General features: G+C 33.2%; 13 protein-coding genes. All 13 read right to left on the bottom strand.

Translation table 11 applies throughout. The features are described 5' to 3' along the window. Positions 1–12: 12 nt before the first annotated feature. Positions 13–960 carry a glycosyltransferase gene (locus tag GHI93_RS05975; protein ID WP_153496160.1) on the bottom strand — a complete coding sequence of 316 codons (948 nt, stop codon included), beginning with the start codon at positions 958–960 and terminating at the stop codon, positions 13–15. Then, positions 957–2012: an NAD-dependent epimerase/dehydratase family protein gene (locus tag GHI93_RS05970; protein ID WP_343030323.1), complete on the bottom strand. Its 1056-nt coding sequence runs from the start codon at positions 2010–2012 to the stop codon at positions 957–959. Before GHI93_RS05970 ends, GHI93_RS05975 begins: the two co-directional genes overlap by 4 nt. Beyond that, the gene (locus tag GHI93_RS05965; protein WP_153496158.1) at positions 2013–2735 is read right to left on the bottom strand and encodes an IspD/TarI family cytidylyltransferase; all 723 of its coding nucleotides are present in this window, start codon (positions 2733–2735) and stop codon (positions 2013–2015) included. A gap of 1 nt (position 2736) precedes the next feature. Further along, positions 2737–3558: a LicD family protein gene (locus tag GHI93_RS05960; protein WP_153496157.1), complete on the bottom strand. Its 822-nt coding sequence runs from the start codon at positions 3556–3558 to the stop codon at positions 2737–2739. Continuing rightward, positions 3555–4520, bottom strand: a complete 966-nt coding sequence (locus GHI93_RS05955; protein ID WP_153496156.1) for a glycosyltransferase — start codon at positions 4518–4520, stop codon at positions 3555–3557. The genes GHI93_RS05960 and GHI93_RS05955 overlap by 4 nt, the downstream gene beginning before the upstream one ends. Positions 4521–4535: 15 nt before the next feature. Further along, on the bottom strand, positions 4536–5522 hold the full coding sequence (locus GHI93_RS05950) for a glycosyltransferase family 2 protein (protein ID WP_153496155.1): 987 nt from the start codon (positions 5520–5522) through the stop codon (positions 4536–4538). A gap of 116 nt (positions 5523–5638) precedes the next feature. Beyond that, the gene (locus GHI93_RS05945; protein WP_343030322.1) at positions 5639–6685 is read right to left on the bottom strand and encodes a glycosyltransferase family 2 protein; all 1047 of its coding nucleotides are present in this window, start codon (positions 6683–6685) and stop codon (positions 5639–5641) included. Further along, a complete protein-coding gene (locus GHI93_RS05940) occupies positions 6686–7087 on the bottom strand; it encodes a DUF2304 domain-containing protein (RefSeq protein ID WP_153496250.1) in 402 nt (133 codons plus the stop codon). Beyond that, positions 7087–7815, bottom strand: a complete 729-nt coding sequence (locus tag GHI93_RS05935; RefSeq protein ID WP_153496154.1) for a glycosyltransferase family 2 protein — start codon at positions 7813–7815, stop codon at positions 7087–7089. The genes GHI93_RS05940 and GHI93_RS05935 overlap by 1 nt, the downstream gene beginning before the upstream one ends. A 1-nt stretch (position 7816) precedes the next feature. Next, positions 7817–8635, bottom strand: a complete 819-nt coding sequence (locus GHI93_RS05930) for a glycosyltransferase (protein WP_153496153.1) — start codon at positions 8633–8635, stop codon at positions 7817–7819. Next, complete coding sequence (locus GHI93_RS05925; RefSeq protein WP_153496152.1) at positions 8632–9870, bottom strand: glycosyltransferase family 4 protein; 1239 nt, start codon at positions 9868–9870, stop codon at positions 8632–8634. Before GHI93_RS05925 ends, GHI93_RS05930 begins: the two co-directional genes overlap by 4 nt. 3 nt (positions 9871–9873) lie before the next feature. Further along, positions 9874–11226: a DUF2142 domain-containing protein gene (locus tag GHI93_RS05920; protein WP_170272402.1), complete on the bottom strand. Its 1353-nt coding sequence runs from the start codon at positions 11224–11226 to the stop codon at positions 9874–9876. Then, the gene (locus tag GHI93_RS05915) at positions 11204–13261 is read right to left on the bottom strand and encodes a rhamnan synthesis F family protein (protein ID WP_246177042.1); all 2058 of its coding nucleotides are present in this window, start codon (positions 13259–13261) and stop codon (positions 11204–11206) included. Before GHI93_RS05915 ends, GHI93_RS05920 begins: the two co-directional genes overlap by 23 nt. Between the last annotated feature and the right edge of the window lie 18 nt (positions 13262–13279).

The raw sequence follows: 13279 nt of genomic DNA, 5'->3' as shown, positions 1-13279 counted from the left end.
ACAATGTTTATCCTATTTTTTAAAAGAAAATAAAACATCCCGAATTTGACTTGACCGATGTTCATAATTTCTCCAATCTTTGAATTGCTGGACAATTACTTTCCAAGCATTTCCAGATTGTGCATTTTCTACCCTTCTTTTTGTGAATTCATAGTATTTTTGTTCTTCAAGAGCTAAAGAGGAATGATTATCTTGAAGAACCTTATAAACTATTTCATAATATCCTTGATATTTTGCATAAAGTTCCTGGATATGAAGTTTTTTTGGTGATTTAAGAGTTACGACTGCTTTGCCGCTTGCATTTGACTCATGGCGATTATGAACTGCAACACATTCGTTCAGGTTATACCCAACTTCTAACAAACCAGCCAAACACTCAATCAGCGCATCATGAGGAAGTAGGTTATACTCTTCTTTCCAATACTTCAAAAATCGATCAATAAATTCCTTTCTTATCGCTAAAGTCATTCCTTGGCGAAAACCCGCCTTATAAAAATGTTCCATTGGAAACTTTGAAAGCTCTTTATCATTATCCTGAAAGACATAATTTGTTGGAACTGTCGCTTCACTGGTACTGACGTTAAATTCAGTATCAGCACTTAGCACTTCGATTTCTTGATGTTTTAAAAGAAGATCTAATTGTCTTTTGTTTTTTTCTAATTTCCAAACGTCATCCTGATCTGATAAAAAGATGACGTCCGCGTCAGTATTTTGTGAATCAATCAATAGTTGACGAAAATTCAAGCGCCAGCCTAAGTTTTTCTGATTCTTTATGATACTCCAACCCGCTAAATTATTGTTTTTTATATACTTTTTAACAAATGGAACCGTACCATCAGTAGAACCATCATCACGTATGATAACATAATCAGGAGAAAGCACTTGGTCCTTTATAGAATCTAATTGCTTTTCAATAAATTTTTCTCCGTTATACGTTGCCATTAGTACTGCTGTTTTCATTCTTCAAAACTTTCTACTGTCTTTTTTAACCCCAAATCAAGAGGAACAGATCTTTCCCAGCCTAATGTTTCTAATTTAGACATGTCCATTACCGTTCTTCCATCTGTGCTGTAAGCTGAACTTTGAGTTTTGGGAATGTCAAATTTAACTTTTAAATTTTTTTCAGGAATCAACTTCACTAATTTTTCTGCCAAGTTTTTAATTTTAATCGGTTCATCTTCGTTGGCGACATTATATGCTTGCCCAGATTCCCCATTTAATAATATCGCAAATAGTGCAGTGATCGCATCCAAAATATAACAAAACGCTCGTTCTGCACTCCCTGTTGATTTAAGAATAATGTCTTCATTATTTACAACATTTGAAATTAAATCACTCATAATGCGACCGTCATTATTAATTTCCATTCCTGGTCCATAAGAATGAGCAATTCTAGCTACAGTATATGGGATGTGATATTGTACAGAATAACTTTCCAATAACGTTTCTGCCATTCGTTTACTTTCTGGATAACAGGCTCTTTGAGATAAAATATCAAGCCCACCGTAATCTTGTTCCGTTAACACTTTCTTAATTGCTTTTCCATAAATTTCACGAGTGGATAGAAAAAGAAAATTTTGAATCTCTTTTTTTCTTGCTAACTCCAGAAGATTCAATGTCCCTAACGTATTTGCTTTAATAATTCCAACTGGATCTGTAGCTATAAATCGTGGACTGGCATTACTGGCCGCATGGATAATGTAATCAATATTTCCTTTATATTCTAGTGGGAGAGTAACATCATGTTGTATCAGCTCAAAATAATCTTTAGATAAAGTATGAAATTTGGCATTTGCTTTTTCCATATTTCGAGCAGTACCAAGGATCTTAGTTTGAAAATTCTCATGAAGATCTAAATAATAAATAGTATAAGCAAGATAAGTTGCTAACATCCCAGAAACTCCAGTAATCAATACCGTTTTTCCACGTAATTTTTCAAAATTAATATAAGAAGAACTTACGATTTCTTTCAAATCTTTTTGAACAATTTTATTTTCAAATGTAATCATCACTTATACCCCATAAATTTGACCTATTTCACGCGCATCACAGAGTGCTTTAAACATATAAAAGTCATCTGGTGTTGTGATTTTTATATTTTCATACGGTCCTTCTACAATATGCAATGTTTTATTATACATCCCCATGAGCGTGCTTGAATCAATCGCATTGGTAATTCCTTTTGAGATTGCATCGCGTTCGACTTTTAGAATATCTGCAAGTTGAAAACTCTGTGGAGCTTTTGCTGTAAAAGAACGCGTTCGATCAACTACCTCTGAAACTTCTTGAGAGCCGTTAACAAGTACAATTGTTTCTTTAGCGGGTGCTGTAGTTATTGCTGAACCATTTTCTTTGACACATTCAATATTATCTTGAATAACTTTGCTATTAATCAGTGGACGCACGCCATCGTGAATCAATACGACATCATCTTTATGATGTGATATTTTTTCAGCTGCCTCAAGACCATTAAATATTGAGAGTTGCCCTGTTTCTCCACCTGGTACAATGGCTTTAACTTTTTTTAAGTTAAAATTCTTAACCAATTCTGTCATATAATCTAAATAATCAGACAATATAACCACGACTATCGCATCAATCTCTTTTGTTTTCTCAAATAGGTCAATGGTATGTACAATAATTGGCTTTCCGTGGACTTCTAAAAACTGCTTTGGTTTATCTTTTGAATTCATCCGTGAACCCGTTCCGCCAGCAAATATTAATCCGATATTCATTTTAATTTTCCTTCCCATAAAAAGTAACATAATCATGATTAATTCTTTGATTTTCCGGAGGAAGTTGCATATAATCTCCATGAATTTGCCGTAAATAACTATCATGATCAACTATTTTTCTAACATTTAAATTTTCAAACTGTACATCTTCATATTTTTCAAAAATTATTGAAGAAAAATGTTCCTTATCAAAATATCGACTCGCAAGAAAGCCAATTTGTGTAGCATTTGGATCTGACTGATATTTTGCCATAAAATCATCAACCTCTTTTGCAACTTGTCTATTTTTTCCGTGATATCGTAAAAATTTTGGGCCTCTAAGAAAAAGACGCGCTAAGGAATAGTACCATTTTGAGCCACTCACAAATGCTGGAAAAGAGGTAGAATATAAAATCTCCGCCTTATGCTGTGCTTCATGCATAAATTGAACTCTTTTTTCTTCTTTTTCCGGCATATAATCCATTGGAAAAATATCGATATTTACCCCAATCTTCGGCCAAAGAAAGTCTAAACCAGCCTTAGCTTGGTAAGTTTGCTTATTACAAAGTTTTGCATAAGGTTGAAACGTTTCTTTGATTGAATAATGCCATAACTCTGCTTCATTCTGAAGACTAAGGATTTTTATAAGTTTATCATAATTCTTACGTGTTAGCATAATATCAATATCATCATCCCAAGGAATAAATCCCTTATGTCTAACACTCCCAAGTAACGATCCCCCACCCAAGGAGTATTCTATATTATTTTCTCGGCAAACCTTATCTACTAAAACTAATAGTTCAAGTTCGATTTTTTTAATTTCATCAATCAATAGCTTATTCATTGTTCACTCTTTCCAAGAGTGCCATAATTCAGCACATCTTTCACTACCCAAACTGGATTAAAACTTTTCCAGGAATACAAAACGCGGAATAAAGACCTGAGATTTTTTTCCAAATAATAATTTTGTCTAGCCTTGAGAGCTTTTGATTGTTTGAATAAAATTTTTTGTTGTTGTTTAACATTAACTTCTTCTTTTTGCTCAAGATAATTTTGTGCTATTTTTACACGTTCCAAATAGTTTTTTGTCAAAAGAAGTTCTCGATTTAATTTTTCGTTAGTATGGACTAAAGAGCTATCGCTTGTACTCCCACTATATCTGCGAAATTCTCCTGTTTCTCCAAGGTACTTAAAACAAACTCGGTCCATTGAAGAAAATGTATTAAAAAAACCATCATGTGAAAAAACAGGACTATAAAAAGGAGAGATTTTATTAAAGTATTCTTTTCTTATCGCAAGCGTCCAACCTGGTCCTCCTCCGGAAAATACTCCCTTCGAAGAAAATCGAACACTTTTCACAGTAGTATTAAAATGATTTTTAAAGTTTTCTGCCTTGTAATAAAATTGCATAGAAACAGGGAGAGACTTATCAATTTTATAACTATAGTTGCCAGATAATACTTGTATTTTTGAATTTTCTTCAAAACACGCTACCATATTTTCAACTTTTTTTTCATTCCAGATATCATCTTGATCACAGCAAAAAATAATATCCCCAGTTGCTTGAGACACCCCTTCATAAAAATTCCGACTATAACTTTTATTAGCTTTATTAACGATTAAATTCCAGTTTGATAAGGCGTACTTTTCAATGAAATTCGTAATCAATAAAGCTGTTCCATCTTGAGACAAGTCATCAAAAACAAGAACTTCATCCACTGTCCGCGTTTGATTTTTTATTGTTTCTAGCTGTTCTTCTATATACTCTTCGCCATTGTACGTTGCAATGACAACACTCGTTTTCATCGTTAAGTTTACCTCTCAAGTCAAGAATTTTTTAACCACTCCTCTTATCACATCTGATTTTAATACTTTATCCATTAATGGCATAATGACGCGATAAACACTGGGGGAGCGATATAAAAATCTTCTTTGCTGTATTTTCTCTGAGAATTCTCTATTTTGCTCAAAACATCGTTGAAATAATTTTTGAGATAAATCAGATTTGTCCTTCAAACACTTACTCATCACAAAATCATTTTCATTCATACATAACATATAAACATAGTTTAAGATTTCTGGATGCTTTCCCTTTGCAAAATTTATTTGCAGTTTATTTTTTTCAAAAATGTCATCGTTTTTTTCTGATATTTTGATATTTGTTAAGCTAGACTTCACTTGTCGATAATACCAAAGAGACTGATTTATGAGAACAATCTCATCTACATTGTCTATTACAGGTAAAATAATTGACGTGTCTTCATGTATAGACAAATTAGGAAAACGTAGCGTTTTAAAAACATCTTGACTATATAATTTCCCCCACGGGCTAAAGGACGGATAACCTGACGTTTGTACAGCTTTTATCCGATCTATCATTTTTCCTTTAACAGAAATCACCTGTGCTTCGGCATGATTATCTTTTAAAGTATCTCGAGTAGAGTATTTTGCCATTGAAAAGATGCGATGTTTCCCATTAATCGGCAACAATAAGTTTTCAACTGTATCCAATGCTATTTTATCATCCGAGTCCAAAAACATAATGTAACTGCCTTGCGCGAGATCTAACCCCTTGTTTCTTGCATAAGAAACTCCTTGACAATCTTGATTTACAAGATGAAATCGCTTATCCTTTTCAATATATTTCTCTGCAATTATCTGTGAGCCATCGAAGGAACCATCATTGATTAGAATAATTTCTAAATTATTATAAGTTTGATTAGCAACCGATTCTAGACATTCCTGCAAATATTTTTCAACATTATAGATTGGAATAATCACACTGACTAGAGGTTTTAAATTTTTCATTTTATTTCCTTGATTCAATACTCCAGACAAAGAAGTATTCTCTTTTTTATATCTTCTACCTTGCTTATCGATTTCATTGGTGTTTTAGACGTTTGATTAACGGTACTATCAAGCCCTTATTTTTTCATTCTTTTAATCGAATTTAAAATACTTCGTTCAATAACATGCCAAGCTTTATTGGATTGAAGTCCATTTCTAATTGTTACGGCAGGTCGAATAATTCCTCCATTTGTACGAACTAGCAGTTTGGACAAGTTCAAAATATCTGGATTTTCTAATACTTTCTCAATTTTTAAGAATTCGGTGAACGCAATCGTTTCTTTTTTTCTGTCCAATTTATTTGGGATAGATAAATTAATCACATATTGTGCAATAATGAGTTCTGAAAAACGTTGATATAATGCTTTTTTTACAGTTGTTGGTGTTATAGCTGGTATTTGTTTTATGAAATTCCAGATATGTTTTGTCATTGTTAAATGCATCTTACGATTTTTAACCATATTACCAACCGCCATAGACTGCGTCCCTGAGTTTGTACGATAGATATAAACAGGATAATCTAAATAAACAGATGTCTTAACAAATGGCAGTGGGTAGCAGATGTATTCAACGTCCACATAAAACATTTTTTCATCGATAATGATACTATTATCTCTCAAAATTGAAGTTTTATAAGTAATTGTGTGCATTGGTGGGATTTTGATTTGCTCAATTATTTTTTCATGTTTGATGAGTCTATTTGAAGGAATATTGAGTTTCATCATGAGCGTTTCAGCAGAGGTTTCTTCATCGTGTTCTAAATAAGGATTATTGATAAGATCAACTTCTGTGTGTTTTAAGTAATTGACAAGTTTGACAAAATTTTTAGTAACAACCCAATCATCTCCATCTACCACTTTAAAATATTTGCCTGTTGCTTCTAAAATCCCTCGATTTATAGTTGAACCGTGTCCCCCATTTTCTTTATCAATGACACGAATTGAGTCAGGATACTTATCTGCCCACTTTTGTGCAACGGCCACCGTATTATCTTTAGAGCCATCACTAACAATTAAGATTTCAATGTCTGAAATGATTTGTTCATCAATAAGATAGGGTAAGCATTCATCAATGTATTTTTCTGTGTTATACGACGGAATTGTTACCGTTAAAATTTTACTCACTTAATTCTTTACTCCCTTTTTATTTTCTTGCTCTTTTGTGGAATTTTCTTTTTTCTCTATCTCTGCATCCTTCATTTCTTTACGCAGTATTGAAACTTCTTGAATTAAATTTTTAATTTGTTTTTCAGCTGCAATCAGAGAAATTTGATACCGTAAAGAAATAACGACAAGCATTGCAACTAACACAAATAGGGCGAAAGAGGATAAGGTTTTTATCCCTAAAGCATATGCTATTTTTGCTGCAAATTCTGAAAATAACGCACCAAATAAGATAACCAATGCCAAAATGAACCACTTCATCATGTGACGAACTTCGGCTAAATTTTTTCTGATAAGTCGAATCGTATAAACGAAAAAAAGGAGCGCTAAAATAATAGCTAAAATTCTTAACGTTAATGGCATCATGATTTTTTTCCTCCCATAATTGCAGAAAATAGGATGGCTAAAGACACACTAATCATATAACTCATTCCTTTAAACAAACTGATACTAGACGTCCCTGTCTCCCTTTCAAACATCCTTACACCCACTTCTTTTACTCGAATCTTTTTTGCAAATAAGTGCATATAACTTTCTGGTTCTGGATATTGTCTTGGATAGCGTTCAACAAACTGTGAGATTACTTTTCTATTTGCTGCTCGATACCCACTTGTCACATCTTTAATCCTAATTTTTGAAGTCATATAGATTAAAAAGGACAGTATTTTTATTCCTGCTTGTCGTAATGTTGAGGATTGAAATTCAGAATTACTTTCTTCTAAAAAACGTGAGCCTACTGTGAAATCATACATTCCTGTTAAGATTGGATCGATAAGAAACGGGAGGCTCTCAATATCATGTTGTCCATCTCCGTCGTATTGAATAGCAATATCATACTCTTTTTCGAGTGCATATTTATACCCTGTTTGTACTGCACCACCAATTCCTAGATTTTGAATGAGTTCAATGTGGTTAATTTCGTTTGTTCGGAGTACTTGTTCTTCGTGATCCGTAGAACCATCGTTAATGACAACGTAATCAAGGAGATAATCTGATTTTTTACGATATTCATCCACTTTATTTATGACTTGAACAATCCCTTCTGATTCATTATAGGCAGGGATAATTAATAATATTTTTGGTTGCACCATTTTATTTCTTCTCTAGTATTATTTTTATAAGTGCTTTTCCAGGAAAAAAATCTCCTTTAAGCCAAGCTTTAACTATCATTTTAACATATTTCTTCCTGATTGAGTAGAGTTGTTCGGGTTGATAATGCTGATAATAGTGATATTCTGATGTAAAAATAGTGATAAAACGCTCTTTTGATAATTCTTTCAAATGTTGAACTGAAAGGTGATGCTGAATTTTTTCATCAATAACTTTAATTTTTTTTGTTTGATTTCTGAGCTGCCAAAAAATCCAATGGTCTAAGTAATCGAGTGGAAATTCCTTACTAAACTCTTTGATTTCTAACATGAACTTCTTTGATAGCACTAACCCGCTTGAAATCCCTGTAATATTTTCGATATAAACTCCTGATTTTTGAGGGAAATTCAAATTCTTGATTGTTTCACTTTGCGTGGGAGAAATTTGCACTTCTCCATCAAAAATTAGCGGACAAAAAGCATTAATCTCTGGATTTCCCAATTCATTTAAAACTTTTTGAATATAACCTTCTGTTAATTCTGTATCATCATCAAGTAACATTAACCAATAATCTTCCATCGTTTCGAGTACATATTGATAAGCAACTCGTGTTCCTCTTTCATGAAGATTGGGATTAAAATAATATTTCATGGATAAAAAATCACTTGGCATCACTGTTTCAGTATAATTTTTTTTACCATTATCAACAACAACTAAATTTAAACACTTTTTGACAACACTGCTAAAACTAATGAGTTGCTTATAGCTAACTGTCTCTGTAAATTTTTTATTGTATGCAACAAGGCAGATGGTCAGGTTCATCGTAGTATTCTCGCTTTAATCAGTAAAGACTTAAGATAATGTTTCAATTTAGCGATAAATCGGTCTGGATTATTATCGTTAATCGTAACTAATTTCTGCAAATGTCTAATTGAATTACTTTTTCTAATAGAATTTTCTTCTAAAAGATCAAAAATTTCTTGGTAAGCATTTTCTACGGAATAGGATTTTCGAAGATCTGAAAGGGCTAATAAACTTTCTTTTTTTAGTATTTCTCTATTTTTTAAACTTTCAGAAAGCAGATGTGTTAATTGCTCAATATTTCCAGATTCATAGAATTGTCCAAAATTAAAAATTTCGTTTGCTGATAAGTGTCCAGGATTATCAGAAACAATGCTTGGTACACCATGAAGTAACGCCTCAACATAAACTAATCCAAACGTTTCCATTTTAGATGGGGCAACAAAGAGATCTCTGTTAGTAACCATCGCCCAAGGATTTGCTTGTGGTCCTGCAAGTGTTACATTCGTGAGATGATGTGCTTTGATAAAACTTTCAACTCTTTTTTTGTATGCTTTATCAAAATTTCCAATTAGCACTAACTCTATTTCTGGCTGTTTGAGCCGATAATACGCCTCTAAGAGTTCCATTTGATTTTTTCGCTCTGTGAGTCGACCAACCGATACAATTCGGGTTTTGTCCCCTTCAGATAGCTTTTCCTCAGAAATTTCTGTAAATGGATAAAAACTGTGAATCACTCGATTTGGTAACATTTCTTGCAACTTTTCTTGTAGGCGTCCTTGTACTGAAAAAATAGCCGTTGAAAACTGGTCAACAAAATCTAATTTATCCACATAGTATAAAAATTCGTCTTCAGGAAATTCATGAATCAACCAAAAATGTGGAATTCCTTCTATTGCAGCAGCCACTGCTCCTTGAAACATATTTACTGAATTCGTAATCACCAAATCAATATGTTCATTTTTGATAATCTGTTGAATTTTTAAAATATGTTCACGATAGTAATGGTAAAGTTCACGTTCAGTTCCTTGAACTGGGCCAGGAGCATCTTCCCACCACCATTTTACAGCATTGAACATAAAGTTCTTAATTCCTGCCATCTCAAAGGCTTTTTTATAAGGAAGATCTCCCGATGATTGTGTGACATTTACTACACCATATCCTTTTGCAAGAAGGGCTTTTTGTAATTCAAAAATTGAAATCTCAGCACCATTATCCAATGTTCCTGTTGGGGAGATAAATAAAATATTTTTCATAAATTAACCTTTTGTAAACCAAAATAATACGGTCAACACGACAAATAGAAATAAATTAATAAAACTTATTGTAAAAGTCAGTACTTCCCGATGCCATGGTTTTATTTCCAATTTGATACTTTCTGATAACTTCATGAAAAGCGGGAGTAAGAATATCAAAAACGGAGTATAGTATCGGCCCTGCTCCCCAATGCTCACATTTCCAACACCTCCAGTCCATCCTTTATACATCATCGTTCCTGTAATAAGAATATTAAATATAAAAATGCAACTTGAGATAAAAACGACTCGATTATCTAACTTAATCTTTTCATCGCTTAACATGATCCAAGACATCACCACAAACGTCAAAATGATTAGCCATTCTGGTAAACGGTAAGTTAGAGCTCCAAAAGAGCCTACCATTCCTGACACAACAATTGGATCAAGGTTAGTATTAATCCATGTTACAAAATAGGTATTAAACATAATATGCAGCCATCTCATAAAACCGCCGTAGTTTGTGAAAAGAAATCTAAAGACTAGAAAAGATCCCATTATCATTCCCACTCCTACTAACCATTTATACTTATTACAAAAATTCCAAACTGCTTCTAATGCTTTTTTTAATTTTTGATTTCTAAAGAAAGTAACGGGAACCGTAAAAATTAATGCAAGCATAATGAGTGCCGATTTTTTTGTTAGATAAAGTCCTAGTAAAATCAGAGGAAGATATAGCCACCATTTCCTAGAAATTTTAAAATTATTTTTCCAAATATTAGTCATTAATGAAAAAACAAGAAAAACTGATGCAAATAAAGACGTATCATAAGAAAGAGAGGCAGCTTGTTGAATACTGATAGGCAATAATGCAATTAATGCAATCGGAAGTTTCCCAAACGCAGATTTTTTTATCGCTACATATATCAACCCCGTGTAAAAGAATAAATTACATAGCCTTCCAAAAATAAACATCAGCCCATAACTTGGATAGATGAAATAAGCAATCAAAATGCCTAATGCTTGCGGAAGGTGGATTAAATTTTGCCGATTCAAGCTCAGTCGAAAGCGTGAATGTTTTAATTGTGTTACTTTTCGGGTCAAACTTGTTTTGTATAAATCATCTGCACTTCCAGCGATATTAGTATTTCGGATAGCAAATAAATCTTTAGCACCTAGAAGCGTTTGTTGGGAGGATGTTTTAGATAAGTTTTTTGTCATCGCTTCATTTTCAAAAAAGATATTGAAGCTATTATTGAAGTGATAAGTCTCGTCAGGAGCTGAAGCAACGGGCATAATTATTGCTGCTATAATTCCAAAGCATAAGGCTAAACTAACAAAAATTGTTGTTGGTTTAATGCGTTTCAGTTGAGCCATGAAGTTCCTCCGACATTTCATCTTTGTGTTGCGCTGTTTGATAATTATACAATACCTTTTTATGAGCTTGATGCGCTAAATCGTTCAATTTATCGTGATGCGTGATTAATTCCTTCAGCTTATCATACCATGATTCATCTGAAACCAATAACCCTGTTTCTTCATCTGATATACATTCAGCAAAACTTCCAACATTGCTTGCTAGTGTTGGAACATCCACCAAAGCCGCCTCCATCCATTTGATTTCAGATTTTGCACGATTAAAAATACTATCAACCAGTGGCGCAAGATTAATGTCAACTTCTGCAATAAGTGCTGGAAGTTGTTCCCAAGTTACATAATCATGGAAGATAAGCTGTTTTTTATACTTCTTTAGTTCTGCAGGCAGTGTTAAGTGTCCAACAAGATGCAACTCGACGTGTGGGAATTCTGTTAGAATTTTAAGGAGAGCCGGCATAATGAGATTAAAATTTTCATTATGTGTAATAGATCCAGAAAAATAACCTAGTTTTACTTTTTGTGACTCTTTTTTTACTTGTTCACGAGCGCTTTTGCTTAAGATAATTAGTGCATTACTGGCCAGATTACGATTAAGATAGACAGGTTTTTTGAATTTTAATAACTCATTTTTCAGGACTGATGTAGATGTAATAAATCCATCACAGAGCTGCATTAATTTACCATAATTTCTAACCCCTTGGTCATAAGCGGCTTTGTCTTCTGGTTTGAGTGTTTGAACATAATCCAGTTGATCCGTATAAGTCGTGTCATAGACAAGATCATCAATATCATAATAAATAGGTTTATGGTATTTTTTAGAAAGTTGGATGAGTTTTTCGAATGTTTCGCTGTAAGGTGTACGATAGATGATAATGTGACTGGCATGCTCTGCATAACCCATCTGAAATTCACTGGCGTTGATTGTCCAAACTGTTTCTCCTAAACTGCGAAGTTGTTCGGCCTTGTTTATCACTCGATATCTTGTACATTGTGGGATTTGGTTTTCAACACCATCAATAATGAGAATATGTGAGGTGTGTGATTTATTTTGAATGGTTTGTATTACTTCTGAAAGTACTGTATTAGGAAAAGAGGTCTCGGTTTTGATATAGTCAATCAATTCTGGAACTTCTGTTTTTCTTTCTAAACCTTGCCAGGCAAATTTATCATCCGAATCATTTGCAAATGCTGTATATTTTACAAGTGGGACGTTAAATTTTTTTAACATTGTCAAGGGATGGATATACATCGCAGAGTCAGCATTATTCCCAGAAACAGCGCCATGAGTAAATCCTAAAGTTGAGAAATACTTTGTAAAAACCGTTTCATGCTTTCCGATTGCTTTATTTCGAGAATCGGTATTTGTAAGATTTTTCCAATATTCTAAAAATTCTGGGCTTTGAAACATGTTTTTCTCAATAACAAGAAAGTAGGATTGAAGATGTTCAGGAATGGTGCCATAAGGGTTATATCCCGTAAAGTCTGCTTGAGGTTCTCCATAAGAAATCCCCCAAAAATCCAATTTTCTGGAGCTCATTTTTTTGAAAACATTTTCAAGATTCGTCATTGGTCCTACATTTGTATCGTTGACTAATAAAAGCTCATCAAAGTTTTGGAAGTGAGGAGCCATCTTTAAAATTCCGTATTTAAAAGCTGCTGTATCGTATCCTGTATTTTCTCTGAGTTCAACTTGACCATATTTTGATAGTGTTTTAATCTCGTTTTGAGATAAATCACCATTGACCACAATCAGTACTTTTTCTGATAATGCAGCTAATGCAGCTAAAAAAATGACTTTATAAGTTTGTAGGGCGGACTCATTTTCGTAGATGACATAAATCAGTGCACGTTTTGGTGCGTCATAATTATTTGCTTGTCGTGATTTGGTCCGTTTATTTTGATTCATTTTAAGTTTGACATCTGAAATGAAGTGAAGATGTTGATGTGCTTTTTTCACTAGTTTTTGTGGTAATTTTGCTAATAATTTTGGATTTTTTGTCAAAATATATTTGGCGCGGTCAAATTGGCTTGGCATCTTTTCTCCTTTCTTTTG

The sequence above is a fragment of the Lactococcus hircilactis genome, assembly GCF_009601015.1.
GTDB lineage: Bacteria > Bacillota > Bacilli > Lactobacillales > Streptococcaceae > Lactococcus > Lactococcus hircilactis.
The sequence above is the reverse complement of the archived record's forward strand: the minus strand, read 5'-3'. Positions and strand labels throughout refer to the sequence as shown.

Coding starts and splice junctions, on each gene's coding strand:
- GHI93_RS05975 (WP_153496160.1), bottom strand. CDS start 960: ATGAAAACAGCAGTACTAATGGCAACGTATAACGGAGAAAAATTTATT.
- GHI93_RS05965 (WP_153496158.1), bottom strand. CDS start 2,735: ATGAATATCGGATTAATATTTGCTGGCGGAACGGGTTCACGGATGAAT.
- GHI93_RS05960 (WP_153496157.1), bottom strand. CDS start 3,558: ATGAATAAGCTATTGATTGATGAAATTAAAAAAATCGAACTTGAACTA.
- GHI93_RS05955 (WP_153496156.1), bottom strand. CDS start 4,520: ATGAAAACGAGTGTTGTCATTGCAACGTACAATGGCGAAGAGTATATA.
- GHI93_RS05950 (WP_153496155.1), bottom strand. CDS start 5,522: ATGAAAAATTTAAAACCTCTAGTCAGTGTGATTATTCCAATCTATAAT.
- GHI93_RS05940 (WP_153496250.1), bottom strand. CDS start 7,087: ATGCCATTAACGTTAAGAATTTTAGCTATTATTTTAGCGCTCCTTTTT.
- GHI93_RS05935 (WP_153496154.1), bottom strand. CDS start 7,815: ATGGTGCAACCAAAAATATTATTAATTATCCCTGCCTATAATGAATCA.
- GHI93_RS05930 (WP_153496153.1), bottom strand. CDS start 8,635: ATGAACCTGACCATCTGCCTTGTTGCATACAATAAAAAATTTACAGAG.
- GHI93_RS05925 (WP_153496152.1), bottom strand. CDS start 9,870: ATGAAAAATATTTTATTTATCTCCCCAACAGGAACATTGGATAATGGT.
- GHI93_RS05920 (WP_170272402.1), bottom strand. CDS start 11,226: ATGGCTCAACTGAAACGCATTAAACCAACAACAATTTTTGTTAGTTTA.
- GHI93_RS05915 (WP_246177042.1), bottom strand. CDS start 13,261: ATGCCAAGCCAATTTGACCGCGCCAAATATATTTTGACAAAAAATCCA.